Source organism: Roseococcus sp. YIM B11640, from assembly GCF_049727625.1.
Classification (GTDB): domain Bacteria; phylum Pseudomonadota; class Alphaproteobacteria; order Acetobacterales; family Acetobacteraceae; genus Roseococcus.
The window spans coordinates 230,061-256,690 of sequence record NZ_JBBJOZ010000005.1; the positions used below are offsets into that span (position 1 = coordinate 230,061).

General features: G+C 71.0%; 28 protein-coding genes. 15 read left to right on the forward strand and 13 right to left on the reverse strand.

What is annotated here, in order from left to right; genetic code table 11:
* Positions 1-98: 98 nt before the first annotated feature.
* Positions 99-1,349 carry an MFS transporter gene (locus tag WJM96_RS19705; RefSeq protein WP_424814255.1) on the reverse strand — a complete coding sequence of 417 codons (1,251 nt, stop codon included), beginning with the start codon at positions 1,347-1,349 and terminating at the stop codon, positions 99-101.
* A 163-nt stretch (positions 1,350-1,512) separates the two neighbouring features.
* Here WJM96_RS19705 and WJM96_RS19710 point away from each other — a divergent pair, with 163 nt between their 5' ends.
* Together WJM96_RS19710 and WJM96_RS19715 are read left to right on the forward strand one after the other, a co-directional pair.
* Positions 1,513-2,406: a LysR substrate-binding domain-containing protein gene (locus tag WJM96_RS19710; protein ID WP_424814256.1), complete on the forward strand. Its 894-nt coding sequence runs from the start codon at positions 1,513-1,515 to the stop codon at positions 2,404-2,406.
* Positions 2,407-2,492: 86 nt separating this feature from the next.
* Positions 2,493-3,164, forward strand: coding sequence for a YitT family protein (locus WJM96_RS19715; protein ID WP_424814257.1), 672 nt, complete (start codon positions 2,493-2,495; stop codon positions 3,162-3,164).
* Here the strand turns inward: WJM96_RS19715 and WJM96_RS19720 are convergent.
* A complete protein-coding gene (locus WJM96_RS19720) occupies positions 3,161-3,895 on the reverse strand; it encodes a glutathione S-transferase family protein (RefSeq protein ID WP_424814258.1) in 735 nt (244 codons plus the stop codon). The genes WJM96_RS19715 and WJM96_RS19720 overlap by 4 nt on opposite strands.
* Before the next feature lie 82 nt (positions 3,896-3,977).
* Here WJM96_RS19720 and WJM96_RS19725 point away from each other — a divergent pair, with 82 nt between their 5' ends.
* The gene (locus WJM96_RS19725; RefSeq protein ID WP_424814259.1) at positions 3,978-4,670 is read left to right on the forward strand and encodes a helix-turn-helix transcriptional regulator; all 693 of its coding nucleotides are present in this window, start codon (positions 3,978-3,980) and stop codon (positions 4,668-4,670) included.
* 39 nt (positions 4,671-4,709) lie between these two features.
* Here WJM96_RS19725 and fabG read toward each other — a convergent pair whose 3' ends face one another.
* The 3 genes from fabG to fabD are packed head-to-tail and all read right to left on the reverse strand — an operon-like array spanning position 4,710 to position 6,836.
* The gene (gene fabG, locus WJM96_RS19730; RefSeq protein ID WP_424814260.1) at positions 4,710-5,447 is read right to left on the reverse strand and encodes a 3-oxoacyl-[acyl-carrier-protein] reductase; all 738 of its coding nucleotides are present in this window, start codon (positions 5,445-5,447) and stop codon (positions 4,710-4,712) included.
* Positions 5,448-5,460: 13 nt separating this feature from the next.
* Positions 5,461-5,886, reverse strand: a complete 426-nt coding sequence (locus WJM96_RS19735; RefSeq protein WP_424814261.1) for a GNAT family N-acetyltransferase — start codon at positions 5,884-5,886, stop codon at positions 5,461-5,463.
* The gene (gene fabD, locus WJM96_RS19740) at positions 5,883-6,836 is read right to left on the reverse strand and encodes an ACP S-malonyltransferase (RefSeq protein WP_424814262.1); all 954 of its coding nucleotides are present in this window, start codon (positions 6,834-6,836) and stop codon (positions 5,883-5,885) included. The genes WJM96_RS19735 and fabD overlap by 4 nt, the downstream gene beginning before the upstream one ends.
* A 259-nt stretch (positions 6,837-7,095) precedes the next feature.
* Here fabD and WJM96_RS19745 point away from each other — a divergent pair, with 259 nt between their 5' ends.
* Positions 7,096-7,707: a GNAT family N-acetyltransferase gene (locus WJM96_RS19745; RefSeq protein WP_424814263.1), complete on the forward strand. Its 612-nt coding sequence runs from the start codon at positions 7,096-7,098 to the stop codon at positions 7,705-7,707.
* A 12-nt stretch (positions 7,708-7,719) separates the two neighbouring features.
* On the opposite strand, the gene WJM96_RS19750 is transcribed toward WJM96_RS19745, so the two are convergent.
* The gene (locus tag WJM96_RS19750) at positions 7,720-8,484 is read right to left on the reverse strand and encodes a YbaY family lipoprotein (RefSeq protein ID WP_424814264.1); all 765 of its coding nucleotides are present in this window, start codon (positions 8,482-8,484) and stop codon (positions 7,720-7,722) included.
* A gap of 98 nt (positions 8,485-8,582) precedes the next feature.
* On the opposite strand from WJM96_RS19750, the gene WJM96_RS19755 reads away from it, so the two are divergent.
* Entirely contained in the window at positions 8,583-10,082 is a 1,500-nt protein-coding gene (locus WJM96_RS19755) for an ABC transporter substrate-binding protein (protein ID WP_424814265.1), read from the forward strand.
* A gap of 3 nt (positions 10,083-10,085) precedes the next feature.
* Here WJM96_RS19755 and WJM96_RS19760 read toward each other — a convergent pair whose 3' ends face one another.
* The gene (locus WJM96_RS19760; protein ID WP_424814266.1) at positions 10,086-10,625 is read right to left on the reverse strand and encodes a nucleotide exchange factor GrpE; all 540 of its coding nucleotides are present in this window, start codon (positions 10,623-10,625) and stop codon (positions 10,086-10,088) included.
* Between the two features lie 32 nt (positions 10,626-10,657).
* A complete protein-coding gene (gene hrcA / locus WJM96_RS19765) occupies positions 10,658-11,740 on the reverse strand; it encodes a heat-inducible transcriptional repressor HrcA (protein WP_424814267.1) in 1,083 nt (360 codons plus the stop codon).
* 132 nt (positions 11,741-11,872) lie between these two features.
* Between hrcA and rph the strand changes: the two genes are divergently transcribed.
* Together rph and WJM96_RS19775 are read left to right on the forward strand one after the other, a co-directional pair.
* Positions 11,873-12,589, forward strand: coding sequence for a ribonuclease PH (gene rph, locus WJM96_RS19770; protein WP_424814268.1), 717 nt, complete (start codon positions 11,873-11,875; stop codon positions 12,587-12,589).
* Positions 12,586-13,200 carry a non-canonical purine NTP pyrophosphatase gene (locus WJM96_RS19775; RefSeq protein ID WP_424814269.1) on the forward strand — a complete coding sequence of 205 codons (615 nt, stop codon included), beginning with the start codon at positions 12,586-12,588 and terminating at the stop codon, positions 13,198-13,200. The genes rph and WJM96_RS19775 overlap by 4 nt, the downstream gene beginning before the upstream one ends.
* A 125-nt stretch (positions 13,201-13,325) precedes the next feature.
* Here WJM96_RS19775 and WJM96_RS19780 read toward each other — a convergent pair whose 3' ends face one another.
* Both WJM96_RS19780 and WJM96_RS19785 read right to left on the reverse strand, forming a co-directional pair.
* Positions 13,326-13,697, reverse strand: a complete 372-nt coding sequence (locus WJM96_RS19780) for a MarR family transcriptional regulator (RefSeq protein ID WP_424814270.1) — start codon at positions 13,695-13,697, stop codon at positions 13,326-13,328.
* Positions 13,698-13,891: 194 nt separating this feature from the next.
* Positions 13,892-15,229 carry a leucyl aminopeptidase family protein gene (locus WJM96_RS19785; protein ID WP_424814271.1) on the reverse strand — a complete coding sequence of 446 codons (1,338 nt, stop codon included), beginning with the start codon at positions 15,227-15,229 and terminating at the stop codon, positions 13,892-13,894.
* A gap of 91 nt (positions 15,230-15,320) precedes the next feature.
* On the opposite strand from WJM96_RS19785, the gene hslV reads away from it, so the two are divergent.
* Positions 15,321-15,875: an ATP-dependent protease subunit HslV gene (gene hslV / locus WJM96_RS19790; RefSeq protein ID WP_424814272.1), complete on the forward strand. Its 555-nt coding sequence runs from the start codon at positions 15,321-15,323 to the stop codon at positions 15,873-15,875.
* A gap of 11 nt (positions 15,876-15,886) precedes the next feature.
* Positions 15,887-17,212: an ATP-dependent protease ATPase subunit HslU gene (hslU, locus tag WJM96_RS19795; protein WP_424814321.1), complete on the forward strand. Its 1,326-nt coding sequence runs from the start codon at positions 15,887-15,889 to the stop codon at positions 17,210-17,212.
* A 73-nt stretch (positions 17,213-17,285) separates the two neighbouring features.
* Here the strand turns inward: hslU and WJM96_RS19800 are convergent, their stop codons facing one another.
* Positions 17,286-18,377 carry a transporter substrate-binding domain-containing protein gene (locus WJM96_RS19800; RefSeq protein WP_424814273.1) on the reverse strand — a complete coding sequence of 364 codons (1,092 nt, stop codon included), beginning with the start codon at positions 18,375-18,377 and terminating at the stop codon, positions 17,286-17,288.
* Between the two features lie 46 nt (positions 18,378-18,423).
* The gene (locus WJM96_RS19805) at positions 18,424-19,335 is read right to left on the reverse strand and encodes a hypothetical protein (protein WP_424814274.1); all 912 of its coding nucleotides are present in this window, start codon (positions 19,333-19,335) and stop codon (positions 18,424-18,426) included.
* Between the two features lie 142 nt (positions 19,336-19,477).
* Here WJM96_RS19805 and WJM96_RS19810 point away from each other — a divergent pair, with 142 nt between their 5' ends.
* The 6 genes from WJM96_RS19810 (at position 19,478) to WJM96_RS19835 (ending at position 25,465) form a co-directional block, all read left to right on the forward strand.
* Positions 19,478-20,560, forward strand: coding sequence for a TRAP transporter substrate-binding protein (locus WJM96_RS19810; RefSeq protein ID WP_424814275.1), 1,083 nt, complete (start codon positions 19,478-19,480; stop codon positions 20,558-20,560).
* Positions 20,561-20,620: 60 nt separating this feature from the next.
* Positions 20,621-21,145, forward strand: coding sequence for an NUDIX domain-containing protein (locus WJM96_RS19815; protein WP_424814276.1), 525 nt, complete (start codon positions 20,621-20,623; stop codon positions 21,143-21,145).
* 23 nt (positions 21,146-21,168) lie between these two features.
* Positions 21,169-21,609: a hypothetical protein gene (locus tag WJM96_RS19820; RefSeq protein ID WP_424814277.1), complete on the forward strand. Its 441-nt coding sequence runs from the start codon at positions 21,169-21,171 to the stop codon at positions 21,607-21,609.
* A 72-nt stretch (positions 21,610-21,681) separates the two neighbouring features.
* Positions 21,682-22,293: an ankyrin repeat domain-containing protein gene (locus WJM96_RS19825; protein WP_424814278.1), complete on the forward strand. Its 612-nt coding sequence runs from the start codon at positions 21,682-21,684 to the stop codon at positions 22,291-22,293.
* 269 nt (positions 22,294-22,562) lie between these two features.
* Positions 22,563-24,182, forward strand: a complete 1,620-nt coding sequence (locus WJM96_RS19830) for a type I secretion system permease/ATPase (protein ID WP_424814279.1) — start codon at positions 22,563-22,565, stop codon at positions 24,180-24,182.
* Positions 24,179-25,465 carry an HlyD family type I secretion periplasmic adaptor subunit gene (locus WJM96_RS19835; RefSeq protein WP_424814280.1) on the forward strand — a complete coding sequence of 429 codons (1,287 nt, stop codon included), beginning with the start codon at positions 24,179-24,181 and terminating at the stop codon, positions 25,463-25,465. The genes WJM96_RS19830 and WJM96_RS19835 overlap by 4 nt, the downstream gene beginning before the upstream one ends.
* On the opposite strand, the gene WJM96_RS19840 is transcribed toward WJM96_RS19835, so the two are convergent.
* Complete coding sequence (locus tag WJM96_RS19840; protein ID WP_424814282.1) at positions 25,440-26,591, reverse strand: YbfB/YjiJ family MFS transporter; 1,152 nt, start codon at positions 26,589-26,591, stop codon at positions 25,440-25,442. The two genes, WJM96_RS19835 and WJM96_RS19840, sit on opposite strands and share 26 nt — an antisense overlap.
* Between the last annotated feature and the right edge of the window lie 39 nt (positions 26,592-26,630).

The window sequence follows — 26,630 nt, forward strand, 5'->3', positions numbered from 1 at the left end:
GCGCGACCGCGCCGAGACCACTAGTTGAATCCGCATACCCGTGCTGGCGCCAAGCCAAGCGCCCGGATGCGCGCCCGGCGTCCGAGGGTGAGGAAAAATCAGCCGACCGGCGGTGCCAGGGGCTTCAGCTTGGACAGCCACAGCGCGCCCACCAACGCCACCAGCATGCAGCAGGCCACCATCGCCACCACCGCCGGCCAGCCGCCATGGGTCAGCAGCCAGCCGCCGGCCGTGCCGATGACGCTGGAGCCGCCGTAGCAGGCGAAGAGATAGAGCGACGACGCCTGGGCCTTGGCCTGCAGCGCCCGCCGCCCGACCCAGGCGCTCGCGATGGCGTGCGCACCGAAGAAGCCGAGCGTGATGACCGCGAGACCCAGCACCGCGCCCGTCACCGAATGATGCAGCGTGATGGCGAGGCCGATCAGCACCACCACCATGTTGATCCAGAAGATCCGCGCCCGCCCCACCCTGTCCGCCAGCGAGCCGATGAAGGTCGAGGCCAGGATGCCCACCAGGTAGACCGTGAAGATCAGCCCCACGAAGCTCTGCGACAGGCCGAACTCCGGCGAGAGCAGGCGGTAGCCGATGAAGTTGTAGATGGTCACCAGACTGCCCATGAGCATGGCGCCCATCAGGAACAGCACGCGCAGCCCCGGCTCGCGAAGGTGCATGGCGAAGCCGCCGGCGAGGCCCGCGAGGTTCAGCGGCCGCGCCCGGAAGTGGCGCGAGGGCCGCAGGTTCAGCACGAAGACGATGGCCGTCAGCAGGCCGAGCGCGCCCATGGCGCCCATGGCGAAATGCCAGGAGGTGAGGTCGCTGAGGATGCCCGTGCCCACGCGCCCGGACATGCCGCCCAGCGCATTGCCGCTGATGTAGAGCCCCATGGCGAGGCCGATGGAGCGCGGGTGCATCTCCTCGGCCAGATAGGCCATGGCCGCCGCCGGCAGGCCCGCCAGCGCCAAGCCCTGCAGCGTGCGCAGCACCAGGAAGCTTTCCCAGTTCGGCGCGAAGGCGGAGAGGAAGGTCAGGCCCGCGGAGGCGAAGACGGAGCCCACCATCAGCGGCTTGCGGCCGAAAGTCTCGGAAAGCGAGCTGGCGATCAGCGTGCCGATGGCCAGCGCGATGGAAGGCAACGAGATGGCGAGGCTGGAGGAAGCGGCGTTGATCCCGAACTCGCGCGAGAAGACCGGCAGCAGCGGCTGGGTGCAGTAGAGCAGCGTGAAGGTGGCAAGCCCGGCGCAGAAGAGCGCGATGCTGGTGCGGAGAAAGTCCGCTGTACCGCGCTCGATGAAGGGCGTTTCGGCCCGGGAAGAGGCCGGCAGGGCGATGCCGACGACAGAACTGCTCATGATGCGTCCAGACTGATGCATGAAGGGGCGAAGTACCCCTCGCCTGACCAGCGAAGCGGCAATCGGAGCCCTCGCAGGCAAAATAGGTCACCTATGCTGACAAAGTCATTCATGCTGCATCGCAAAACAATTAGGCTGGGCCGAATTGTTGCAGGGGCCTCGCTTGGAACTTCGTCACCTCCGCGCGTTTCTGGCCGTCTCCGAAACGCTGCACTTCGCCCGGGCCGCCGAGGCACTCGGCATTTCGCCACCCTCGCTGACCGAGCAGGTGCAGGAGCTGGAGCGCCAGCTCGGCGCCCGGCTGTTCCTGCGCAGCAAGCGCTCGGTGGCGCTGAGCGACGCGGGCAAGCTCTTCCTCGAGGAGCTGCGACCGGCCATGGAGCGGCTGGAGGGCGCGCTGCAGACTGCGCGCCTGGCCGGCCGGGGCGAGCGCGGGATCATCGAGATCGGCTTCGCCGCCTCCGCCGCCTTCGCGGGCCTGCTGACCCAGACCATCTCCGCATGGCGCCGCGCGCATCCGGAGGTCGAGCTCAACCTGCACGAGATGGAATCCGCTCCCCAGATCGAGGCGCTGGACGACCGGCGGCTGGACATCGCCTTCATCCGCATGCCGGTGAGCCTGCCGCCGGGCATCGTCACCGCGCGGCTGCACCGCGAGCCGCTGCTCATCGCGCTCCCCACCACCCATCCCCTGGCGGCCGGGGAGAGCGTGGCCGCGGCAGACCTGGCTGAGGAGGCCTTCATCATCCCCGACCAGGCCGGGGGCACCAGCTTCCACCAGCTCACCCGAGCGGTGGCCGAGCGAGGCGGCTTCGCGCCCCGCCTCGCCCATCGCGGACGGGACCTCATCGCCGTGACGGCGCTCGTCGCGCTCGGCATGGGGGTGGCCGTGGTGCCGGAGAGCCTGCGCGGCACCGTCACCCTGCCCGGCGTGGCCTACCGCCCGTTGCGGGGCGCGCCCATCCTGGCCGAGCTCGCGGTCGCCTGGCGCCGCAACGAGGGCGCGCCGGCGACACGCGCGCTGATCCGCCAGATCCGTGAGGCTGCCGCAGAATAATAGTCAGTAATGCTGACCATTGTTGCGCCGCGCCCCGAGGCTGGTCTATGGCTGGGGCCAGCGCCGATCCGCCCAGGAGGCCAGGCTTGAGCCAGACGACCGATCATCGCGTCATCCTCCCCGCGCCCCGCAAGGGGCCGCAGGCGGGCGCCACGCTGGTCGGCTCGCCGCACAGCCTCTGGGACGATGCCGCGGCGCTGGTCATCGGCGTGTCGATGGTCTCGCTCGGCCTCAGCCTCTATGCCGAGGCGCGGCTGACCACGAGCGGCCTCGCCGGGCTCGCGCTGCTGCTGGGCTATGTCACGCCGCTGGATCCAGGCACCCTCTTCTTCCTGCTGAACATCCCCTTCCTCGTCTTCGGCGCCACCCGCATGGGTTGGAAGGTGCTGCTGCGGACGGTGGTCACCATCGCGGCCGTGGCCATCGCGACGCGGCTGGCCCCGTACTGGATCGCCATCGGCTGGGTCGCGCCGCCCTATGCGGCGCTGCTGGGCGGCGTGCTGATCGGGATGGGCGTGCTCGGGCTGGTGCGGCACCGCACGGGGCTGGGCGGCACCAACCTCGTGGCGATGTACCTGCAGGAGAAGCGGGGCTGGAGCGCGGGCTGGCTCCAACTCGGCTTCGACGCGCTGGTCATGCTGGCCGCGCTCTTCGTGCTGGACTGGCGGCAGGTGGCGCTGTCCATGTTCGGCGCGCTGGTGCTGAACCTCATCGTGGCGATGAATCACAAGCCCGGGCGGTATCTGGGCGTCAGCTAGGCGGCCTCGAGGATGCTGGCCCTGGACCACACGAAGTCCGGGAAGAAGCGCGCCATCATCCGGTCGGTATAAGCGCAGAGGTTGAGAAAGCCCTCTGCCTGCCGGCGCAGCGGCGAGTTGAAATACGGCGTCAGCAGCCCCGCCAGCTGCGCGAAGGCGATGGCGTCCACGCCGCTCGGCGCATGGCCCATCAGATAGGGCTTGTCGCCCAGCATGGCCGAGAGGCTCTGCATGGACCGGGTGCAGAGCCATTCGATCTCGTCCGGCTCATGCCGCGTGATGCCGACCGCGAGGAAGTTGTTCGCGACGCGTGAGCGCAGCGTCTCCAGCATCGCGGGGCGCTGCTCCTCGGGCAGGTGGTCGAAGAAATGCGCGGGGCCCAGCGCGAAGTTCTCCTCCATGAAGTAGCGCGGCCAGGCCGCCGTCCAGCCGAAATGGTTCTCCACCATGCGCTCGATGGCCCAGGCCTCGGCGCGCTGGCGTGCGTCCAGCCCAGCATCGAGGTCGAAGCCGTATTTCCATTCGAGATGCAGGCGGATGAAGGTCGAATCCGCCACCAGCTCGCCCTCGTCGTCGATGAAGGGCAGCTGGCCCTTGGGGGATTGCTGCGGCATGGCCTGGCGCGTCTCGAACTCCAGACCCGCCATGCGGAGTTGCACTGCCGTCTTCATCGTATAGGGGCTGCGCTCGGGAAGGCCGAAGCCCGGGCCGGCGCCGTAGAGAATGATCATCGCGTCCTCCACTTGGGATGACACCGTGATAGACGAGGGCTGCTGCCACCCTGCTGTCAGCATCGGCATGCGAGAAGGCGCCATGCGAAAGGCCGACCGTCTCTTCCAGATCATCCAGATCCTCCGCCGCCGGCCCATGCCCGTGACGGCGGATGCCATCGCCGAGGAGCTCGAGACCTCGAAGCGTTCGGTCTATCGCGACATCGCGGTGCTCATCGGCCAGCGCGTGCCCATCCGGGGCGAGGCGGGCATCGGTTACGTGCTGGATGGCGGCTTCGACCTGCCGCCTCTCATGCTCACGGCCGACGAGGTGGAGGCGGCGGTGCTGGGCGCCAGCTGGGTGGCCCTGCGCGGCGACCCAGCCCTGGCCCGTGCGGCACGCGACCTCATGGCCAAGATCGCGGCCACCGTGCCCGAGCGCCTGCGGCCTCTGGTGCTGGAGCCAAGCACGCTGGCCACGCCGAGCTGGCGTAATGCGGAGGATCGGATCGACATGGCCGCGCTGCGCGGCGCCATCCGGGGCGGCCGCAAGCTCGGCCTGCGCTATGCCGACGAGCAGGGACGCGTCAGCCAGCGCACGGTCTGGCCCATCGCCATCGGCTACCTGGACGCGGCGCGCATCCTCGCGGCCTGGTGCGAGCTGCGGAAGGATTTTCGCCACTTCCGTACGGACCGGATCGAGGCCGCGGAATTCCTCGAGGACCGCTACCCCGAGCGTCACGCCACGTTGAAGGCGCGGTGGAAAAAGACGCTTGGTGGACCCGGCCGCGAATAGCGGCCGGAGCCGCCGCCCGGCGCTTGCGGGCGTAGAAAACTACACCATCAGCATGCCGCCGTTGACGTGGATCGTGGTGCCCGTGACCCAGGCAGCCTCGTCGGAAACCAGGTAGGCCACGGCGCCCGCGATATCCGCCGCCGAACCCATGCGGTTCAGCGGGATGCGGCCCATCAGCGCGGTCTTCTGCGCCTCGTTGAGCTTGTCAGTCATCGGCGTCGCGACGAAGCCGGGCGCGACCACGTTGATGGTCACGCCGCGCGGCGCGACTTCCTGCGCCAGCGCCTTGCTCATGCCGATGAGGCCGGCCTTGGCGGCGGCGTAGTTCGCCTGCCCCGCATTGCCCGTCACGCCCACGATGGAGGCGATGGAGACGATGCGGCCCGTGCGGCGCTTCATCATCCCGCGCAGCGCGGCGCGCGCCAGGCGGAAAGGCGCGTTCAGGTCGACCTCGAGCACCGCGTTCCAATCCTCGTCGCCCATGCGCAGCGCCAGCATGTCGCGCGTGAAGCCGGCATTGTTCACGAGGATGTCGAGCTTGCCGTGATCGGCCTCGATCTTCTCCACCAGCGCGGCGGGCGCGGCCGGGTCGTTCAGGTCGGCCACGATGACGGAGGCGCGCTCGCCCAGCTTCGCGGCGACCTCGTTGAGCTCGGCCTCGCGACGCCCGGTCAGGACGACCGTGGCGCCCTGGGCGTGCAGCGCCTCCGCGATGCCGATGCCGATGCCGGAGGAGGCGCCGGTGACGAGGGCGATCTTGCCGTCGAGCTTGAACATGTTCTGCGTGTCCTCAATCGATGCGCTTGGCGAGCCAGTAGCGCGTATGGCCCGGCGGGTGATCCGGCAAGGTCCCGAAGAGCGTGAAGCCCAGCTTTTCGTAGAAGCCCCGGGCCTGGAACGAATAGGTGTCGAGCCGCACGCCGATGCAGCCGCGCGCCCGGGCCTCTTCCTCCACCGCCGCCATCACGCGGCGGCCGAGGCCCTCGCGCCGCAGCGCCGCCGGCAGCCAGAGCAGGTCGATGACCGCCCAGCCGTAGTAGGAGCTGCCGATGGCGCCGCCAACGGTGCGCCCCTCGTCGCGGACCAGCACCGCGAGGTCGGCCTTCGCGCGGCCGGGGCGCTGGATCGCCGCCTCGTTGAAGGCGACGAGCCCGTCGAGAATGACGTCCACATCCTCGCGCGCAGGCCGGTCGGTGATGTGGAGCGCGAGGGTCATGCGCCCTTCAGGAAGGCCTCGATATCGGCCGGCGTGTTGAGCGCCAGGGCCGTGGCCTCCGGCGCGTTGCGCTTCATCAGGCCGGTCAGCACCTTGCCCGCGCCCACCTCGGCGAAGGTGGTGCAGCCGGCGGCGACCATGGCCGCCACGCATTCGCGCCAGCGCACCGTGCCCGTCACCTGGTTCACCAGCAGGTCGCGGATCGCATCGGGATCGGACACGGGGGCGGCGGTCACGTTGGCCACCACCGGCACGGCCGGATGCGCCATCGCGGCCTTGGCCAGCGCCTCGGCCATCGCATCGGCGGCGGGCGCCATCATCGCGCAGTGGAAGGGCGCGGAGACGGGCAGCAGCATGGCGCGCTTCACGCCCGCGGCCTTGGCAGCCTCCACGGCGCGCTCCACGGCGGCCTTGGCGCCGGAGATCACGACCTGTCCGCCGCCATTGTCGTTCGCGACCTGCACGACCTCGCGGCCCGCCTCGCCCTGCTCGGAGGCAGCGCAGATGGCGGCGGCCTGCTCGGCCTCGGCGCCCAGCAGCGCGGCCATGGCGCCCTGGCCGGCCGGCACGGCCTTCTGCATCGCGGTCCCGCGCAGGCGCAGCAGGCGGGCGGCAGTGGCGAGATCGAAGGTCCCGGCGGCCGTCAGCGCGCTGTATTCGCCGAGGGAATGCCCCGCCACCAGCGCAACGCGGCGCGCGAGGTCGAAGCCGCCCTCCTTGGCCAGCACGCGGCACACGGCGACGGAGACCGCCATCAGCGCCGGCTGGGCATTGGCCGTCAGCGTCAATTCCTCGGCCGGCCCCTCGAACATGAGCTTGGCAAGGTTCTGGCCCAGCGCGTCATCGACCTCCTGGAAGGTCTCCCGGGCGATCGGGAAGGCATCGGCGAGGTCGCGTCCCATCCCCGGGGCCTGGCTGCCCTGGCCGGGAAACACAAAAGCGAGAGACATGGCGGTTCCGTGATGGATTCTTGAATGCGAGCCCCTTCGCCTCGCCGCGGCAAAGAGTCAACGGCAGGAGGACCACGCCCCCTGAATCTGTCCCGAAACGGACACACTCTGGCCGCAACCGGGGTGCTAGTTGAATGCCATGGAAAAGGTTCTTCGTCCGGGTAGCTCCCGGGCACGTGCCTGACGATCTGGCGGCTCCCTCGGGGAGCCCGACGCCCCGCCACGGGGCCCTCCTTCGCCAGAACATCGACAGGGTATCATGTCTTCGCTCAGGGGCGGCCTGCCCCTTCATCACCGCCGGATCGGCCGCGCCGATCTCGCGGCCGTCCAGTTGCTCGACCTCGACCCGGACCAGGTCGAGCGCTTCCTCGGCCCCTTGCCCGAGATCCTGGAAACCGTCCGCCGGGGACCGCTGCACAGCCTCATCGGCGTGGAGGCGGCGGGACGCCCGATCGGCTTCTACGTGCTCCACCCCGACCGCCGCGACGCGGCCTGCTGGTGGCTGGGCTGGCTGGCCATCTCGCGCAGCCAGCAGGGCATGGGCCATGGGCGTCGCATCATGGAGGCGGTCATCGCCCGGCTACGCCTTGTGCCCGGCTGCCGGCGCATCCGCCTTCTGGTGGCGCCCGACAACCCCGGCGCGCTACGCCTCTATCAGCGCGCGGGCTTCCGCCTGCAGGCCACCTGGCCCGCCACGGGCGAACTCCTGCTGGAATGCGCGCTCGATGGCGGCCAGCCCTATGAGCTGCTGGCACCCCAGTCGCTCGGGCGCCGCTTCTCGGGCCGGGATGAGGGCCATCTGCGGCTACGCCCCCCTTGCGGGCCGCACGCGGCCCGCGTCATCGGCGTGGAGCGCGGGCCACCGGGCTGACGCCGCGCCACATCACATCCGGCTGAAGACGAGGATCTCGCGCCCCCCGGCGTCGAGCAGGATCAGCTTTGCGCGCGCCTCATCCAGCCGGAAAGACCGCGCATCGCCGAGCGCCCCGAGGAACCGTGTCTCCTGCTGCCCCGCCGCCGGCGAGAGGCAGGCCATGCGCGTCACGGCCAGTTGGCCGAGCTCGATGCGCTCACCCGTGATCCGGGCCTGTCCCGCGATGCGGTTGCAGCCGCCGCTGCCCGAGACGGCGCCCGTGGGCGAGATCTCCAGCACCGACTGGAGGCCGTCGATCACGCCGCCGCCGCGGATGTCCTCGGCCAGCCAGCGCCCGGCCGGACCGCCATCGCTGCGCGAGGGCTGGCGCGCGCCGACGCGGTGCACCAGCAGGTTCTGCTCCGGCAGCGTGGCAGTGGGATCGACGCGGTGGTGGGCGGTGGTGGTGAACCAGAGCTGGCTCTGCACCAGGATCCGGGCCCGAAGCGCATAGGTGTGGCCGGCCTCGATCTGCGCCGGGTCGTAGGTGAGGATGAAGCGCGCCGGCACCTGGCCCGGCTGCGGGATCGTGACTTCCGCCAGGGTCTGCGCGGGCGCGCCCACGCGCGACACGTCGAGAAGCTGGACCTCGACGACGGCATCCCCCGGCAGGGCCATGCGCTCGCGATAGGTGACGGTGCCGGTGAGCACCCGCGTCTCCGCTTGCGCCTGCGCCCCCTCAGCCGCCATCGCCATGGCCGCCGCCAGCACGCCGCGCCTCCCAATGCCCTTCATGGCATCCTCCAACGTTCCAACGATCGCATTCCAGCCTTTCCCCATGGCGCGAAGATGGCGAAGGGCTAGGCTGGCCGCCATGTGACGAAGGATACCCGATGCGCCTGCTGCCCGCCTTCCTGGCTTTCGCGCTCGCCGCCCTGCCGGCCGCGGCGCAGACCATCCGCATCGGCATCGCCTCCGACCCCGACGTGCTGGACCCGACGCTCTCGCGCTCCGTCGCGGCGCGGCAGGTCTTCATGGCCATGTGCGACAAGCTGATCGAGGTGGATGAGCGCGGACAGCTCGTTCCGCAACTCGCCACCGCCTGGGAATGGCAGGAGGGGGGCCATGCCCTGCTGCTGACGCTGCGCCCCGGCGTGCGCTTCCACGACGGCGCGGCGCTCGATGCGGAGGCTGCGGCGGCCGGCCTCAACCGGCACCTCTCGGCCCAGGGCTCGACCCGGCGGGGCGAGATGGGGCCCGTGACCGCGATCGAGGCCGCCGGGCCCATGCAGGTGCGGATCCGGCTCTCCCAGCCCTTCGCGCCGCTGCTGGCCGCTTTGTCGGACCGCGCGGGCATGCTGGTCTCGCCTCGGCAGGCGAATGTGCTGGGCGCCGACTTCCAGGCGAACCCAGCTTGCGCCGGGCCTTTCCGCCTGACCCGCCGCGTTGCGCAAGACCGCATCGAGCTGGAGCGCTTCGACGACTACTGGGACCGTCCGGCCATCCATGCCGAGCGGGTGATCTACCGCCCCCTGCCCGACACCACCGTCCGCGCCGCCAACCTTCGGGCCGGGTCGCTGGACGTGATCGAGCGCGTGAACCCCTCGGACGTGGACACCCTACGGCGCGATCGGCGGGTGAGGCTGCTGGAGGGGCCGTCGCTGGCCTCGGTCTACATCGCGATCAACGTCGCGAATGGCGAGCGCGCCGACACGCCGCTCGGCCGCGATGCCCGGGTACGGGAGGCGCTGGAGGCCAGCATCGACCGCGAGGCGCTGAACCGCGTCGCCTTCGAGGGGCTGTACCAACCGGGCAACCAATCCACGCCGCCGGGCCATCCGCACCATATCGCGGGCCTGCCGGTCCCCGGCCGCGACGTGGCGCGCGCCCGCGCTCTGCTGCGCGAGGCCGGGATGGAGCGCGTGCGCGTGAAGCTCTCCGTGCCCAACACCACGGAATACGTGCAGGCCTCGGAGGTCATCCAGGCCATGGCGGCGGAGGCCGGTATCCAGCTGGAACTTCAGGTGACGGAAACGGCCACGCTGCTGCGGCAATGGACGGCCGGCGATTTCGAGGCGCTGATCATCGCCTGGTCCGGCCGCACCGATATCGACGGCAATCTCTGGGGCTTCAACGCCTGCCGGGAAGCGCTGAACGGCGGGCGCTATTGCAGCGAGGCGGCGGATGCCGCTCTGCGCGAGGGCCGGACCAGAGTGGACCCCGCCGCGCGCCTAGCGGCCTATGGCCGCGCCATGGAGGTGTTGCTGCGGGACCGGCCCTACATCTACCTCTGGCACGCGAAGAACTACATCGGCACGGGGGCCGCGGTGCAGAGCGTCAGGATGGTGCCGGATGGGCTCATCCGGCTCCAGGGCCTGAGGTTGCGAGGCTGAGGCCTATTTGCCCGCGACAACGACCATCGCGGGCTTCAGCAGGCGGCCGTTCAGCGTCCAGGCGCTCGACCACGCCTGGAGCACCGTGCCGGGCTGGACGCCCGGCGGGGCCGGAACCTCGCTCATCGCTTGGTGCAGCTCGGGGTCGAAGGGCTGGCCTTCGGCCTCGACGCGGCGCACGCCATTGGCCTCCAGGCGTTGAAGCAGGAAGCGCTCCACGCTCTCGAAGCCGTCGCGCATCTTGCCGATGATCTCGGGCTCGCCTTCCGCGGCGGGCGGCAGCTGGGCGAGGCCGCGGCGCAGGTTCTCGGCGGCCTCCACGATGTCGGTGGCGAATTTCTGCACGGCGTAGGCGCGCGCCTTCTCGACCTCGTCCTTCGCTCGGTTGCGGACGTTCTGGGTCTCGGCCTCGGCGCGCAGCCAGCGGTCCTTCATCTCCGCCAGCTCGGCTTCGAGGGCCGCTATACGCTCTTCGGCCGTGGGCGGGGCAACCGGCGCGTCGGTTTCGGCCTCCGCCGGGGGGATGGTCTCAGGATTGGTCATGATGCCTCAGGTAATCGCGGGCTTGCGCGGGATCAACCCAGGAGGCGGCCGATCACGCGCGCCGTGTAGTCCACTACCGGGATGACGCGGCCATAATTGATCCGCGAAGGCCCGATAACGCCGATCGCGCCCACGATGCGCTCGTTCGGACCGCCCTGTCCGCTGCGGAAAGGCGCCACTACCACGGAGAGCCCGGCGCTGGAGAACAGCCCGCTCTCGGCGCCGATGAAGATCTGCACGCCCTCGCCGCGCTGGGCGAGTTCCAGCAGCTGCAGCGTGGTCTCCTGCGCCTCCAGCCGCTCGAACAGCGCCTGGATCTCCTGCACGCGGGAGAGGTTTTCGACATTCTCCAGGAGCCGCGACTGGCCGCGCAGGATGAGCGAGCCGCTGCCCCCGCCCGCCCAGGTGGCGAGGCCGGCAGAGACGACCTCCTGCGTCAGCGCGTCGAGGGCGGTGCGGTTGGCCGCGATCTCCTCGGTAACGTTGCTGCGCGTCTCCTCCAGCGTGCGCCCGGCGAGGCGCGCGTTGAGGTAGTTCCCGGCCTGGACCAGCGCCGAAGGCGGCAGGTCGGCCGGGACCTCGATCACCCGGTTCTCCACGCGGCCATCGCCCTGCACCAGCACGACCAGCGCGCGGCCCGGCCCCAGGGGCACGAACTCGATATGGCGCAGGGGCGCCTCGCCCTTAGGGGCGACGACCAGCCCCGCCGCGCCGGCAAGGCCGGAAAGCATCTGTCCCGCCTCTCCCAGCGTCTCCTGGAGGGAGCGGCCATGGGCGGCGCAGCGGGCGGCAATCTCCACGCGCTCTTCTTCCGGCAGGTCGCCGAATTCCAGGAGCCCGTCCACGAAGAGGCGCAGCCCCTGCTGCGTCGGCAGGCGGCCGGCGCTGGTGTGCGGGGCGTAGAGCAGCCCCGCCTCTTCCAGGTCGGCCATCACGTTGCGAATGGAGGCGGGCGAGAGGTTCAGCGGCAGGCGGCGCGAGAGGGTGCGGCTGCCCACGGGCTCGCCCGTGGCGACATAGACCTCGACCAGCTCTCGCAGGACGGCGGTGGAACGGACATCCAGTCCACGGGCGCCCGGCATCGCGAAGCTGGGCGACTTCAGGAGATTGCTCATCGCTCAGCACAGCTTGGTGATCGGGGGGGGCCGGGTCAACCCGTTCCTGCGCATGGCGGGCAGCGCGGCATCTGGTCACGGAGGCCCATCCGAGGCTATTGCGCCAGCCAGACACCCGAGGAACCCAGCGACATGCGCCCATCCGGCCGCGCGCCCGACGCCCTGCGCCCCATTTCCATCGAGACCGGCATCGCCAAGCACGCCGAGGGCTCCTGCCTCATCCGCATGGGCCAGACCGAGGTGCTCTGCGCGGCGAGCGTGGAGGGCCGCGTGCCGCCGTTCATGCGCAACCAGGGCATGGGCTGGGTGACGGCCGAGTACGGCATGCTGCCCCGCGCGACGCACACGCGAGGCGACCGCGAGGCCGCGCGCGGCAAGCAATCCGGCCGCACGCAGGAGATCCAGCGCCTGATCGGCCGCAGCCTGCGCGCCGTGGTGAATCGCAAGCTGATGGGCGAGATGACGATCACGCTCGACTGCGACGTGATCAACGCCGATGCGGGGACGCGCTGCGCCTCCATCACCGGCGCCTGGGTGGCGCTGCACCTCGCCTTCCAGCATTGCCTGAGGAACAACATCATCAGCTCGATCCCGTTGACGGATCACGTGGCCGCCATCTCCTGCGGCATCGCCAATGGCGAGGCGATCCTGGACCTCGACTATGCCGAGGACAGCGGGGCCGAGGCGGACGCCAATTTCGTGCTGACCGGCCAGGGCAACCTGGTCGAGGTGCAGGCCACCGCCGAGGGCGCGCCCTTCAGCGAGGCGCAGTTCCTGGCGATGCTGGACATGGCGCGCGACGGCGTGGCCGCGCTGGTGGCCAAGCAGCGCGAGGCGATCGGCCAGTGAGCACCCGCCGCGGCCTCGCCCCGGGGAAGCTGGTGCTGGCCAGCCACAACAAGGGCAAGCTGCGGGAATTCGGGGGGCTGCTGGCCCCCCATGGGATGGAGCTGGTCTCCGCCGGCGACCTCGGCCTGCCCGAGCCGGAGGAGACGGGCGAGACCTTCGTCGCCAATGCCTCGATCAAGGCCCTCGCCGCCGCGAAGGCGACCGGCCTGCCGGCCTTGTCCGACGATAGCGGGCTGGAGGTCGCCGGGCTCGGCGGGCGCCCCGGCGTGCGCACGGCGGATTGGGCCATACGCCCCGACGGCACGCGCGACTACCCGGCCGCCATGGCGCGCATCGCCGCCGAGGACTCGTCGCCGGACCGGCGCTGTGCCTTCGTCTCCGTGCTGGTGCTGGCCTGGCCGGACGGCCATGTCGAAGCGTTCGACGGGCGCGTGGAGGGCCATTGGATCGCCCCGCCGCGCGGCACGAACGGCTTCGGCTACGATCCGCTCTTCGTGCCGGAAGGCGAGACGCTGAGCTTTGGCGAGATGACGCCGGAACAGAAGGCCCAGCACAGCCACCGCGCCCGCGCCTTCGCGGCGCTGGCGGCGGGCTGCCTCGAAACCCGCTGAAGCTTCGGCCTGAGGCCTGCCTAGGGCCGCGAGCGCAGAGTGCCCAGACCTTCAGCGCCTATGGCACGTCAGCGCCGGGCGCGAGGCCGAGGCGCCGGAGCGGCGCCCGGCGTTCGAGGGCGGAACTACGCGTATTCCTCTTCGGCCGCCGGGACGATGATCCCCTCCGCCTCGGCCATCGTCTGCCGCAGGTCGCGCAGGAAGATGGCGCCGTTCAGCGTGCGCTGCACCAGCACGCTCCGGCGGTCCATCGGATCGACCTTGCGGCGCGCGAGGTCGAGCTCGGTCAGCCGGTCCAGCGCGCGCGTGATGGCGGGCTTCGAGACGTTGAGATCCTGGGCCAGGCCCCGCACCGTGTGCGGCCCGGGGCTCAGATAGACCGTCAGCAGCACCGCGAGCTGCCGGGCCGACAGGTCGGGTCCGTCACGGCGCACCAGGGCGACCGTGGTGTCCCGCAGGATGCCGACAAGCTGTTCAGGGTTGGTTTGGATGGTCATGGCACTTCCCCTATGCCGCCGCGAGGCTGAAATTCGGCTGAACCGGCCAGGAATGGCGGCAAGTCCGTTCCGGCCCCGCAGAGGGGCTCGGCAGGGGGCTTATAGCAGAAACTCGCCGGTGAATTGCAAGAAATTCATCTTCCGGACGGGCGGGGGTTACACATCCAGGACCGTAACCCCTTGTATCGTATGACTTAGAACGCAATTCCGAGATACGAACGGATTGCGGAAACGGCGGCCCGCATGCCCGTCGCCTCCCCTCCTTCGGGTCTGCCAGGCCGGGAAGAATCGTTCCACGCGTAGAGATCGAGGTGGGCCCAGGGCACGTTGTCGGGCACGAAGCGGCGGAGGAACAGGGCCGCGACGATCGCCCCCGCCATGGGCTTGGTGGCCACGTTGTTGAGGTCCGCGATGCGGCTGTCGAGCCAGCTCGCGTAGCCCTCGTGCAGCGGCAGGCGCCACATCGGTTCTCCGACCGCGAGGCCGCCTTCGATCAGCGCCGCGGCCCACTCGTCGTCATTGCTGAACAGCGCCGGCAGCTCCGGCCCCAGCGCCACGCGCGCCGCGCCCGTGAGGGTGGAGCCATCCAGCATGAGACGCGGCGCGTGCTCGCCCGCATGGGTCAGCAGGTCGGAGAGGACGAGCCGGCCCTCGGCATCCGTGTTGCCTACCTCCACCGTCAGGCCCTTGCGCGTGCGGATCACGTCGAGCGGACGGAAGGCCTCGCCGGAGACGCTATTCTCCACGGCACCGACCAGCAGCAGGATCCGCAACGGCGCACGCAGCGCCATGAGCGCTTCCGCCACCGCGAGCATCGCCGCCGCCCCGCCCATATCCTTCTTCATCCGCAGCATGGAGGAAGGCGGCTTGAGGTCGAGCCCGCCCGTGTCGAAGCACACGCCCTTGCCGCAGAGCGCGACCAGCGGCGCATCCGCCTCGCCCCATTCCAGCACGGCCACGCGCGGCGCGCGCGGGCTGCCATGGCCCACCGCATGCACCGCCGGAAAGCCCTGCGCGAGCTCCGCGCCCTCGATCACGCGGAAGCGCGCACCGTGCAGCGATGCGACCTCTCCCACCGCCGCCGCCAGCTCCGCGGGGCCGAGGTGATTGGCGGGCGCGTTGATGAGGTCTCGCGCACGCCAGATCGCCGCGGCCTCGGCCAGCGCGGCCTCGGTGCCCGCGGGCGCGGCCAGGCGCGCCGGCGCGCGCCGCCCCGGCTTGAAGCGCGTGTAGCGATAGGCACCGAGGCACCAGCCCAGCACCGCCTCCGCCGCGTCGCCGCTCTCGAGCTTCCAGTTCGTCCCCTCGGGCAGGCCGAAGGGGAGCGCGCCGTAGCCTTCCGCCGCCTTGGGCTTGCCGAACAGCGCGCCGGAAATGCCGCCCCCGCCCGGCAGCAGCGCGATCTCCCCTGGCTTGGCCGCGAAGCCCGACGCCTTGGCGAAGCCCGCGCCCGGCAGGCTTTCCCAACCGCCCGGCGAGACGACGTGAATCGGCAGCGCGTCGGCGCCGGCGGGCAACAGGCAAGGCAGCATGCGGGTTCCTCCAATGCGCAAGGTTGGGCCCAGTCATGCCCGGCGGGCAACCCGGTTGCCGAATGCTCCCGCGCACTCCACATGGCTTCCCATGCAGACATCCTCTCACGATCCGATCGGGTGGCACGGCACCACGATCCTCTGCGTCCGCCGCGACGGCCAAGTCGCGATGGCGGGCGACGGGCAGGTATCCCTGGGCAATACCGTCATCAAGAACAACGCCCGCAAGGTGCGGCGTATCGCGGGCGGCCGCGTGCTGGCGGGCTTCGCCGGCGCGACCGCCGATGCATTCACCCTGCTCGAGCGGCTCGAAGCCAAGCTCGAGCGCTTCCCCGACCAGCTGGAGCGCGCCTGCGTCGAGCTCGCGAAGGACTGGCGGACCGACCGCTACCTGCGCCGGCTGGAGGCGCTTCTCGCCGTGGCCGACAAGGACCGCTCGCTGCTGCTGACCGGCAATGGCGACGTGCTGGAGCCCGAGGATTCCATCATCGGCATCGGCTCGGGCGGTAACTACGCGCTCGCGGCCGCGCGCGGCCTGATGACCGTGGAGGGCATCACCGCCGAGGAGATCGCGAAGCGCTCCATGAAGATCGCGGCCGACATCTGCGTCTTCACCAACGGCAATTTCGTGCTGGAGACGCTGTGATGAGCGAGGTCATGACCGCACCGGAACCGGTGAACCTCTCCCCGCGCGAGATCGTCAGCGAGCTCGACCGCTTCATCATCGGCCAGCATGACGCCAAGCGCGCCGTGGCCATCGCGCTGCGCAACCGCTGGCGGCGCCAGCAGCTTCCGGAGAGCTTCCAGGAAGAGGTGGTGCCGAAGAACATCCTCATGATCGGGCCCACGGGCTGCGGCAAGACGGAGATCGCGCGGCGCCTGGCCAAGCTCGCCAACGCGCCCTTCCTCAAGGTCGAGGCCACGAAGTTCACCGAGGTCGGCTATGTCGGCCGCGACGTGGAATCCATCGTGCGCGACCTGGTGGAAGCCTCGATCATCCAGACGCGCGAGGCCGCCCGCAAGGGCGTGCGCGCCAAGGCCGAGCTGCATGCCGAGGAGCGGCTGGTGAGCGCCCTCACCGGCGAAGGCGCCTCGGGCGAGACCAAGATGAAGTTCCGCCGGATGCTCCGCGAGGGGCAGCTGGAGACGCGCGAGATCGAGGTCGAGGTCGCGGAGCCGCAGGGCCAGCCCATCGGCATGATGGACATGCCCGGCATGCCGCCCGGCCAGATGCAGAACATGCAGGAGATGTTCGGCAAGATGTTCGGCGGCCGCGGCCGGCCGCGGAAGATGACCGTGGCGGCGGCGCGCGAGGCGCTGACGCGCGAGGAGGCGGACAAGCTGCTCGACCAGGACGCGGTGACGCGCACGGCCGTGCAGAACGCCGAGAACAACGGCATCGTCTTCCTCGACGAGATCGACAAGATTGCGCGGTCGAGCGAGGGCGGCGTGCGGGGCGGCGACGTCTCCCGCGAGGGCGTGCAGCGCGACCTGCTGCCGCTGATCGAGGGCACGACCGTCAACACCCGCTACGGACCCGTGCGGACGGACTACATCCTGTTCATCGCGAGCGGCGCGTTCCACCTCTCCAAGCCGTCGGACCTGCTGCCCGAGCTTCAGGGCCGCCTGCCGATCCGCGTGGAGCTGAAGGCGCTGACCCGCGACGACTTCCGCCGCATCCTGACGGAGCCGGAGCACTCCCTGCTGAAGCAGGCGAGCGCGCTCATGTCGACCGAGGGCGTGGAGCTGAACTTCACTTCCGACGCCGTGGACTCGCTGGCGAACCTCGCCGCCGAGATCAACGCGACGGTGGAGAATATCGGCGCGCGCCGTCTCTCGACGGTGCTGGAGCGCCTGCTGGAGGAGGTGAGCTTCACCGCTTCCGACCGGCGCGGCGAGACAGTGACGGTGGGCCCGGATCTGGTGAAGGAGCGCGTGGCCAGCCTCGCGGCGAACGCCGACCTGTCGAAGTTTATTCTGTAGGCGCCCTGCCGGCCGCCATTGCGGCCGGATCATCCTGGAAGCCCGTCGCCGGTTCCGGCGGCGGGCTTTTTTTTCAGCGCATCGGGATGCCGTAGATGAGCCCGCCGCGCGACCACTGCTCGTTCAAACCGCGGTCCATGCCGATCGCCGAGCCGTGCCCCAGGTTGCGCTCGAAGATCTCGCCGTAGTTCCCCACGGCCTGGATCATGCGTGCCGCCCAGGTGTTGGGCAGGTTGAAGGGGCGGCCCAGGTCGGATTCCACGCCGAGGATACGCCGCACGCGCCAGTCGGAATGGCCGAGGCTCTGCGGCAGGTTCTGCGAGGTGACGCCGAAGGCCTCCGCCTGGATCAGCGCCTGCACAGACCAGAAGACCATGTCGCGCCAGGCCTCGTCACCCGCGCGGGTCCAGGGCACCAGCGGCTCGCCGGAGATGATCTCGGGCAGCACCACCCAACGGTCGGGGTCGGGGAAGTCGGTGACGCGGCGGGCCGAAAGCGCGCCCGCATCGGCGGCGAAGGCGTGGCACGTCCCGGCCTTCAGCGCCTCGACGGCCTGGGCCTGGGTGTCGAAGCGGCGCGTCGTCCAGTTGACGGAATGGCGCTGCGCGAAGCCGGACAGGTTGTCCGCCGCACCGCCCTGGGCATTCTCCTCCGCCGCGAAGCAGACGGTCTTGCCGCCCAGCGCCCGGGGGCTCGAGAGTCCGAGCGAGCGCGGCACGAGGAAGCCCATACCGTCGTAGAAGATGATCGGACCGGCGGTGACGACACGGCCGGAATCGCGGCTCATCGTCGCTGTCGTGTTGCGGACCAGCAGGTCGATCTGGCGGCTCGCCACGGCGGTCAGCCCGGCCTCGGGCGTGGCCTGGTTCACGAAGCGGACGCGGTTCGCATCGCCCAGCACGGCGGCGGCGATGGCCCGGCAGATATCGGCGTCGAAGCCCCGCATCACGCCCTGCGGATCGGGCGCCGAGAAGCCAGGCAGCTGACCGTTCACGCCGCAGACCAGCTGGTTGCGGGCCTTCACCTGGTCGAGCGTGGAAGCTCCCTGCGCCGGACGCTGAGCCTGCGCATTGGCCTGTTGCCGGGCCTGCTGCGCCATGGCCGGCCCGGACAAGGGCAGGGCCAGCGCCGCGGCCAGGCCGAGGGCTGCGATGGAGCGTCGCATGGAAGGCTTCCTTGTCTGGATCTGGATTTGATCGCCGTTCGGCATGTCAGCAGCCCGAGGCCACGATGCGGCACTGCACGCCCGGCCCCTCGGCGCGGCGGCAGGCTTCCATCGCCGCATCCTGCGCCTCGCGCTGGTTCGCGCCCGTCCCCGACACGCCAAGGTTGAGAATCTGCGTCGAGAGATCGGCCGTCATGACCATGGCGCGCGGGTGGCGGCTGATGGCCAGCGCGATGGCGCCGCAGCGGTTCACCAGCTCGCCCTGGAACTTGCAGGGCACGCGGCCCGCCATGTCCTGGCAGGCGCGGACGGCGCGCATGTTGATGTCCAGGCGATCCGTGCCGCCATTGGCGAAGCCGTAGGCGGCGACGGGAGCGTCGGTCATATAAATCGCGCCGAAGCGCGAATTCGGCGGGAACTGCTCGGAAACCTGCGTGCCGACCTGGATGCCCTGGCCCGAGACGCAACGCGCGACGCAGCTGTTCTGCGCGGCGGCCGGCTGGGTGCCGCAGGCCGCGCGGCATTGCGCCTCGCTACCGCCGGAGGCCGCCACCTGCGTGGCGGCGTTCGTCACGGGCTGGAAGCATGGCCCGCCGCGGGGCGGCGGCGCGGCCGCGCCGCAGGTGAGGAAGGTCGTCGCGGCAAAGCGCTCGGCCGGCAGGCGGGCGCGATAGGTCGCGCCGTCGGCGCAGCGGGTGTCCCAATACGAGCTGCGCTCGCGGTCGAAACCCGCGTGGAAGGAGAGGATGACCGCGTTGCAGCCGTAACCCTGGCTGCGGACGGCCTGCAGGAAGAGCTGCCGCCGTTCGAGATCGGTCTTGGACTGGATGGCATCATGCGTGGGGTTGCCGGTCTGGGCCCCCGCCTGTCCCGAGAACAGGGCCAGACCGATACAAGCAAGGGCAAGCCAGAGACGGACGGGCGGGAAAGCCCATGTCCCATGAACCCTTGAGCGCATCCCGCCGTTCTCCGAACAACTAATACGCGACATTAACCGTCTGTCCGGGTTGCATGGCAAGCGCAGGTTTGCCCTTTTCCCCAAAACATCTTCGCGTTATGGGCGAGGACATTCTGCTGAAATGAACCGGAGGCAAACGCCCATGAATCGTCGTCTCGTCCTCGGCGCGGCCGCTGCGGCTGCGCCCGCCGCGCTTGCCTCGCCCGCCCTCGCCCAGTCCCTGCCCGAGCTGCGCTGGCGCTTCCAGTCCAGCTTCCCCCGCAACCTCGATGTCCTCTACGGAACGCTGGAGAAGGTGGCCGCCCGCGTCGCCGCGCTGACCGAGAACAAGTTCCGCATCCAGACCTTCCAGGCCGGCGAGATCGTCCCGGGCCTTCAGGTCCTCGATGCCGTGCAGGCCGGCACCCTGGAGGGCGGCCACACCGCCACCTACTGGTACATCGGCAAGGAGCCCTCCTTCGCCTTCTTCACCGCGATGCCCTTCGGCCTCAACACGCGCCAGACGACCGCCTGGCTGCGCCACGGCGGCGGCAACCAGTTCGCGGACCAGCTCCTGGCCGACTACAACTGCGTGGGCCTTCCCTGCGGCGACACCGGCGCGCAGATGGGCGGCTGGTTCCGGCAGGAGATCCGCACCGCGCAGGACGTGCAGGGGCTCAAGTTCCGGATCTCCGGCCTCGCCGGCGAGGTGTTCAAGCGCATGGGCGCGAACCCGACCCTGGTCGCCCCCGCCGACATCTATCCTTCGCTCGAGCGCGGGACGATCGACGCGACCGAGTTCACGGGCCCGCATGACGACGAGCGCCTCGGCTTCTTCCGCGTCGCCCGCTTCTACTATGCCCCGGGCTTCTTCGAGCCGGCGGCGCGCCTGCACCTGCTGATCAACAAGCGCTCCTTCGACGCGCTGCCCGCCCTCTACAAGGAAGCGCTGACCATCGCCTGCGCCGAGGCGGACAGCGAGATGGTCAGCCGCTACGACCACCTGAACCCGATCGCGCTGCGCCGCCTGGTGGCCGCTGGCGCGCAGCTGCGGTTCTACTCGCGGGAGATCCTCCAGCTCGCCTGGCGGTCGAACGAGGCCCTGATGGCGGACCTCGCAAGCCAGAACCCGCGCTTCAAGACGATCTGGGACAACTACCGCCCTTATCGTGGCGAGCTGTTCCAGTGGTTCCGCGTGGCCGAGAACAGCTACGACAACTTCGCCTTCCAGGCCGCCGCGAACTGATGCGCGGGGGGCGCGGCGATACCGCTTGCCGCGCCCCCTCCGCCGGCCCAGCCTGAGGCCATGTACCCGGCCAACTTCTCCCCCCAGATCCCCGACGGCGAAGACCGCACCCGGCAAGTCTGCGGTCAATGCGGCTTCATCGCCTATGAAAACCCCAAAATCGTCGTCGGCAGCGTGATCGCCCAAGATGGGAAGGTTCTTCTCTGCCGCCGCGCGATCGAACCGCGCCGCGGCTACTGGACTCTTCCTGCCGGATATTTGGAGCTGGGCGAGACGGTCGAGGAAGGGGCACTCCGGGAAGCTTGGGAGGAGGCGCGGGCCAAGCTTGAATTGGACGGAATTCTTGCCATTTATTCTATTGCAAGAATCGGCCAGGTTCAGATCATCTACCGGGCGCGGTTGGCGGAACCAGGCTTCGCCGCCGGGCCCGAGAGCCTTGAGGTCCGGTTCTTCGCTTGGGGAGATATCCCTTGGGACGAGATCGCTTTCCCTTCCGCACGCTGGGCCTTGAAGGCCTGGTCAGAAGGAAGCCCGCTCATCGCGGGAAACCCTCCGCAGGATGCGAGAGGGACAGCCGGACTCTAGCCTTCGCGATTGCGCTGGGAGCCATGCTGGCCTCCCCGGCTCTCGCGACCGGGCAGGAAGCCGCTCCGCCCTCGCGCACCCGCCTCGACACCCAGATCCGCGTCTCGCCGCCCGCCCAGCCGGCGGCGCCCGCCGCGCCGCAGCGCGCCCGCCCGCGTGACCCTCGGGACCGGGCCTTCATGGATGGCGGCGTGGTCGGCCGGCCCGGGACCTCGGGCTTCCAGGGTTTCGGCGCGCCGGCGCCGGCAACGCCCCTGGCCGAGCTCGCGCCGCGGCCGGACATCAACATGGAATACCGGGCCCCGGCCCGCGACCCGGAGGTCGCGACCATCACGCCCACGCTGATCAACCCCCAGCTTCCCGGCCGCAGCGCGGCCTCGGACGGGTCGGTGACGCGGAGCGAACAGCGCTTCCTGCAGCAGCCCGCGGCGGGCGCGCGTTTCAGCGTGCCGATGAGCTGGTAACCAATGGCTTGGCCCGGTCGTTTAGGCTGGGCTATGCCCCGAACCCGGATTTGAGCTAGGAGGGTCGCCAACATGACGCGCATTACGACATCCTTGGCGGTCGCCTTGGCGCTTGGCCTCGGCGCCGCCCCGATCGGGGCCTCCGCCCAGGGCATGCTCGGCAGCGGCCGGACGACGGCCCGACCCGCGCCGGACCAGCGCCCGCGCGAAGCCCCGCCCGCCCTTCCCGGCGTGCAGGCGCAGCGTGGCCAGCAGGCCATTCCGGCCGAAACGCCACCCTCGGCCATGAACCCCAATGACGCGCTGTTCGACGGTATCGCCCGCGGCGACATCGCGACGGTGCGCGATGCGGTCGCGCGCGGCGCCGATGTGGGCGCGCGCAACGCGCTGGGCCTGACGGCGCTGGATTCCGCGGTGGATCGTGGCCGCAGCGAGATCATGTTCTACCTGCTCTCGGTCCGCGGCACCGCGTCCTACGCCGCGCCGCCGCCCCAGGCCCGTCCCGCCGGGCGCGCCAATGCCGCCCCACAGCGGCGCGCGCCGCTCCCCGCCGAGCCGGCGGAAGCGCGCAACACGCGCACCGCCCCGGCCGCCCCTTCGCGCCAGCAGACCTGGCAGGACGGCGGCGGCACGCCGCAGCCCGGCTCCGGCTTCCTGGGCTTCGATGCCGGCCGCGGCGGCTGATCATTCCGGCACGCTAAGCTTCTATTAACCTTTCGCGCGCATACCGGCCGTGACGGCGTGGCAGCAGCCATGCCGGTCCGATCCACAAAAGGTGCGAGAGGAATTCGGCCCATGCGCGATCCCCTGCGGGGCGCCGCTTCCGTTGGCGTGCAGGCACACCAGTCCGCATGAACGCGCGGTGGCAAGAGGCAATCGCCGGAACTCCCCTGTCACAGGCTCTCCGGCGCTGCCGCGGGCCCCTTCTGTGGGTCGCCGCCTTCTCGGGGGCGGTGAATCTCCTTCAGCTTACCATCTCCCTCTACATGATGCAGGTCTTCGACCGCGTCATGACCACGCGCAGCCTCGATACGCTCGCCTACCTCACCCTCATCGCGGCCTTTGCCCTGCTGATCCTCGCGGTGCTCGAGGCTTGCCGCGCGATGGTGATGCAGCGCCTCTCCGCCTGGATCGAGGCGCGCTCCGCGCCGGAAGCCTTCACGCGGGCCATCGAGGCCCAGCTGGCGGGCGGCCCCTACCGCATGGAGGCACTGCGGGACCTCGCCGCCTGCCGCGGCTTCTTCGGATCTCCCGGCATGCTGGCGCTGTTCGACGTGCCCTGGGTGCCCGTCTACCTGGCCATGATCTTCCTCCTGCATCCGGCGCTGGGCTGGATGGCCACGGCCGGCGCCACCCTCCTCCTCGCGCTCGCCCTCCTCAATGAGGGGCTGACGCGGCGCGCCCTCGCGCAGGCCAGCCTGGCCGCCCTACAGGCGCAGCGCCGGATGGATTCGATCGCCCGCAACGCCGAAGCGATCGAAGGCATGGGCATGACCCGCGCGGTACTGGCGCGCTGGGAGGAGGCGAGCCAGCGCCTGGCGCGCCCGCAGCGCCAGGCTGCCGACCGCGGGGCCATCCTGCTCTCCGTCATCAAGTTCTCCCGGCTCGCATTGCAGCTCGCGATCATGGGCGGCGGCGCCTGGCTGGTGCTGGACCACCAGCTCAGCGCCGGCGCCTCGGTCGCTGCCTCCATCGTGATGGGACGCGCGCTCGCGCCGGTGGAGCAGGTGGTGGCGGGCTGGAAGCCGCTGGTCCAGGCACGGCAGGCCCTGCGGCGCCTCCAGGCCTTCCTCGCCCTGCCCCGCCTGCGGCCGGAAGGGCTTGCGCTCCCGGCGCCCGCCGGCGCCCTGGTGCTGGAGCGCGTCTCCTGGACGCCGCCCGGCAGGGCGGCGCCCTTCGTGAAGGCGGTGACCCTCTCCCTCCCGCCCGGCGAAAGCCTGGGCATCATCGGCCCCTCGGCCGCCGGCAAGACCACGCTGCTCCGGCTGATCATCGGCACGCTCCAGCCCAGCGCCGGCGATGTGCGGCTGGATGGGGCCGAGCTTTCCCAATGGCGGCGGGAGGAGCTGGGCCGCCATCTCGGCTACCTGCCGCAGGATGTGGAGCTGTTCGACGGTACGGTGCTGGAGAATATCGCGCGCCTGGAGGAAGGCCCGCCGGAAGCCGCCTTCGCGGCCGCGCGGCTCGCCGGCTGCCACGAGATGATCCTCCGCCTTCCCCAGGGCTACGAGACCCTGCTGGGCGAGGGCGGGACGCGGCTCTCCGGCGGCCAGCGCCAGATGATCGGCCTCGCCCGGGCGTTCCATGGCCAGCCCCGCGTCGTGGTGTTGGACGAGCCCAACGCGCATCTGGACGGCGACGCCGAGAAATCGCTGCTGGCCGCGCTGGAGCAGCTCCGGCGCCGCCGCGTGACGGTCGTGCTCGTGACCCACAATCCGGCCCTCGTGCAGGGGCTGGACCATGTGCTCGTGATGCGGGACGGCGCGGCCGAGCTTTTCGGCCCGCGCGAGGCCGTGCTGCGCCGCCTCTCCGGTGCGCCGCGGCCGGCCCTCGTGCAGGGCGAACGGCCATGACCGGCATGGACACGCGCGCGCCTCTGCTGGTGGGCGTCGCGACGCTGGTGCTCGGCTTCGGCGGGTTCATGGCCTGGTCGGCCTTCGCGCCCCTGTCCGAAGCGGCGCTGGCGCCGGGCACCATCCGGGTCGAGGGCACCCGGCGCACGCTGCAGCATCTCGAAGGCGGCATGGTGCGGGAGATCCTGGTCCGCGACGGCGACCGGGTGCGCGCCGGCCAGGTGGTGATGCGGCTCGACGACCAGCAGTCCGGCGCCGCGATGCAGGCCGCCCTGGCGCAGCGCCTGGCCCTGGCCGCGCAGGCCGCGCGCCTCGCCGCCGAGCTTTCGGGCGGCGAGGCGCCGGATTTCCCCGCCGAGCTGGCCGCCTCGGCCGATCCGCGCGACCAGGAAGCCATGGCGGGCCAGCGCGCTGTCTTCCAGGCCCGCCGCGCCAGCCTGGACAGCCAGCTCGCCGTCTTCCGCACGCGGGAGGAGCAGGCGCGCGGCACCGTGGCGGCCGCCGAAGGCCAGCGCGCGGCGACCATGCGCCAGCTCCAGCTCATCCGGCAGGAGGAAGCGATGCGGCGGGACCTGCTGCGCCAGGGCCTTTCCCGCCTGCCGGAGCTTCTGTCCCTGCAGCGCTCGGTCGCCGCGGCCGAGGGCGGCATCGCGGATCTCGACGGCCAGATTCACCGCGCCCAATCCGCCGCCGAGGAGGCCCGGACCCAGGCCCGCGCCACCATCGACCAGCGCCTGCAGGAAACCAGCACCGAGGCGCGTGACGTCGGGGCCCGGCTGGCGGAGGCGGACCAACGCTGGCGCGCCGCGACCGACGTCTCCACCCGGCGCGAGATCGTGGCGCCTGAGGACGGCACCATCGTCAACCTCCGCGTCTTCAATCTCGGCGCGGTGCTGAAGCCGGGCGACCCGGCCATGGATCTCGTCCCCGAGCGCGACCGGCTGGTGGCCGAGGTGCGGATCCAGCCGGGCGACATCGACGTGGTGCATCCGGGGCTGCGCGCCGACCTGCGCCTGCCTGCCTTCCGGCAGAGGCTGGTGCCGCTGCTCGACGGCGAGGTCACCTTCGTTGCCGCCGACGCGACCACGGACCCGCAGACCCAGGCCAGCCACTACCGCGCGCAGATCCGGCTCGACCCCGCGCAGGTCGCGCGCCTGCCGGTGCCGGGGCTGGTGCCCGGCATGCCGGTGGAAGCGCATGTGAAGCTCGGCGAGCGCAGCTTCTGGACCTACATCACCCAGCCGCTGCGCGACAGCTTCAGCCGGGCGTTCCGCGAGCCGTGAGCGTGCGGGGCTGCGGCGCCAGCGTGGCGCCGAGCCCTGCAAGGGAAAACAGGAGCCCGCCCAGGAACACGGCCGCATGGCTTTCGCCCGTTGCGGCGAAGAGCGCGGCGAAGCCGAAGCCGAAGCTCGCCTGCGCCACCGCGAAGCCCACCGTCGCGCGCACCCAGAGCGTGCCGGTCGCGGTGCCCGCCACCTCCCGCGCCCAGGCCAGCGTCACGGCCGAGATACCCACCGCCGCGAAACCGCCCGCGAGCGCGGAGAGCAGCAGCGCGGGCCACCAGGGCAGCATGGCGAGCCCCAGCGCCAGCACCTGCGCCCCCATCCAGAGGCGCGCCGCCACCGGCCCGCCCAGCCGGTCCGCCGCGCGCCCCGCCAGGAGGGTGCCGATCAGCCCGCCCAGGCCGAAGAGCAGCCAGATCAGGCTGCCCGCCGTGACGCCAAGCCCGAAGCCGCGCGCCGCGAAATCCGCCAGGTAGATCATGTGCGGAACCAGTCCGGCGCCCGAGAGGGCGTAGGCCAGCAGCAGGAAGGGCATCAGCGGCGGCCGCCCCCCCGGCACATGCCCGCCCTCATCAGCCGGGAAGCGAGGCTGCGCGTAGAGCCAGAGCAGCGCCGTCAGGCCCGCGAGGCCGATCCAGCCCAGGCTCGGCCCGCCCAGCAGGAAGACCGGCACCGCGACGGCACCGAGCGCGATCCCCGCGCCCACGCCGCCGATGACGATGCCCGAGCTCAGCCCCCGCAACCCGGGCGGCGCCGCGCGCTGCGCCGCCGGTCCTGCCAGCGACATGAGGATTCCCGCCGCCACCCCCGCGAGCAGGCGCCAGGGCAGCAGCCAGGCCAGCCCGCCCGGCACCGCGCACAGCAGCAGCGAGACGACAAGCCCGCCCATGCCCAGCCCCAGCGAGGCCCGCGTGCCAAGCCGGCGGCCAATGGCCTGCGCGCCGACCGCTCCCATCAGGTATCCGGCGAGATTGGCCGCGCCCAGCGTCCCGGCTTCGGGGCCCGTCACCCAGCCTGCGGTCACGAGGGCGGGAAAGAGCGGCACGAAGGCGAAGCGCGCGAGGCCATTGCCGGCGCAGGTCGCCGCCGCGCCGGCGAAGGCGGCGGTCAGGGAGGTTTCGGCCATCAAGCCCAGCCTGGGGCAGCGGCGCCCGGCTGGGAAGGG

What these genes read in the sequence shown, in the direction of transcription:
- WJM96_RS19705 (WP_424814255.1), bottom strand. Translation starts at nt 1,349, where the DNA reads ATGAGCAGTTCTGTCGTCGGCATCGCCCTGCCGGCCTCTTCCCGGGCC.
- WJM96_RS19720 (WP_424814258.1), bottom strand. Translation starts at nt 3,895, where the DNA reads ATGATCATTCTCTACGGCGCCGGCCCGGGCTTCGGCCTTCCCGAGCGC.
- WJM96_RS19725 (WP_424814259.1), top strand. Translation starts at nt 3,978, where the DNA reads ATGCGAAAGGCCGACCGTCTCTTCCAGATCATCCAGATCCTCCGCCGC.
- fabG (WP_424814260.1), bottom strand. Translation starts at nt 5,447, where the DNA reads ATGTTCAAGCTCGACGGCAAGATCGCCCTCGTCACCGGCGCCTCCTCC.
- WJM96_RS19735 (WP_424814261.1), bottom strand. Translation starts at nt 5,886, where the DNA reads ATGACCCTCGCGCTCCACATCACCGACCGGCCTGCGCGCGAGGATGTG.
- fabD (WP_424814262.1), bottom strand. Translation starts at nt 6,836, where the DNA reads ATGTCTCTCGCTTTTGTGTTTCCCGGCCAGGGCAGCCAGGCCCCGGGG.
- WJM96_RS19745 (WP_424814263.1), top strand. Translation starts at nt 7,096, where the DNA reads ATGTCTTCGCTCAGGGGCGGCCTGCCCCTTCATCACCGCCGGATCGGC.
- WJM96_RS19750 (WP_424814264.1), bottom strand. Translation starts at nt 8,484, where the DNA reads ATGAAGGGCATTGGGAGGCGCGGCGTGCTGGCGGCGGCCATGGCGATG.
- WJM96_RS19755 (WP_424814265.1), top strand. Translation starts at nt 8,583, where the DNA reads ATGCGCCTGCTGCCCGCCTTCCTGGCTTTCGCGCTCGCCGCCCTGCCG.
- WJM96_RS19760 (WP_424814266.1), bottom strand. Translation starts at nt 10,625, where the DNA reads ATGACCAATCCTGAGACCATCCCCCCGGCGGAGGCCGAAACCGACGCG.
- hrcA (WP_424814267.1), bottom strand. Translation starts at nt 11,740, where the DNA reads ATGAGCAATCTCCTGAAGTCGCCCAGCTTCGCGATGCCGGGCGCCCGT.
- rph (WP_424814268.1), top strand. Translation starts at nt 11,873, where the DNA reads ATGCGCCCATCCGGCCGCGCGCCCGACGCCCTGCGCCCCATTTCCATC.
- WJM96_RS19780 (WP_424814270.1), bottom strand. Translation starts at nt 13,697, where the DNA reads ATGACCATCCAAACCAACCCTGAACAGCTTGTCGGCATCCTGCGGGAC.
- WJM96_RS19785 (WP_424814271.1), bottom strand. Translation starts at nt 15,229, where the DNA reads ATGCTGCCTTGCCTGTTGCCCGCCGGCGCCGACGCGCTGCCGATTCAC.
- hslV (WP_424814272.1), top strand. Translation starts at nt 15,321, where the DNA reads ATGCAGACATCCTCTCACGATCCGATCGGGTGGCACGGCACCACGATC.
- hslU (WP_424814321.1), top strand. Translation starts at nt 15,887, where the DNA reads ATGACCGCACCGGAACCGGTGAACCTCTCCCCGCGCGAGATCGTCAGC.
- WJM96_RS19800 (WP_424814273.1), bottom strand. Translation starts at nt 18,377, where the DNA reads ATGCGACGCTCCATCGCAGCCCTCGGCCTGGCCGCGGCGCTGGCCCTG.
- WJM96_RS19805 (WP_424814274.1), bottom strand. Translation starts at nt 19,335, where the DNA reads ATGCGCTCAAGGGTTCATGGGACATGGGCTTTCCCGCCCGTCCGTCTC.
- WJM96_RS19810 (WP_424814275.1), top strand. Translation starts at nt 19,478, where the DNA reads ATGAATCGTCGTCTCGTCCTCGGCGCGGCCGCTGCGGCTGCGCCCGCC.
- WJM96_RS19815 (WP_424814276.1), top strand. Translation starts at nt 20,621, where the DNA reads ATGTACCCGGCCAACTTCTCCCCCCAGATCCCCGACGGCGAAGACCGC.
- WJM96_RS19820 (WP_424814277.1), top strand. Translation starts at nt 21,169, where the DNA reads ATGCTGGCCTCCCCGGCTCTCGCGACCGGGCAGGAAGCCGCTCCGCCC.
- WJM96_RS19825 (WP_424814278.1), top strand. Translation starts at nt 21,682, where the DNA reads ATGACGCGCATTACGACATCCTTGGCGGTCGCCTTGGCGCTTGGCCTC.
- WJM96_RS19835 (WP_424814280.1), top strand. Translation starts at nt 24,179, where the DNA reads ATGACCGGCATGGACACGCGCGCGCCTCTGCTGGTGGGCGTCGCGACG.
- WJM96_RS19840 (WP_424814282.1), bottom strand. Translation starts at nt 26,591, where the DNA reads ATGGCCGAAACCTCCCTGACCGCCGCCTTCGCCGGCGCGGCGGCGACC.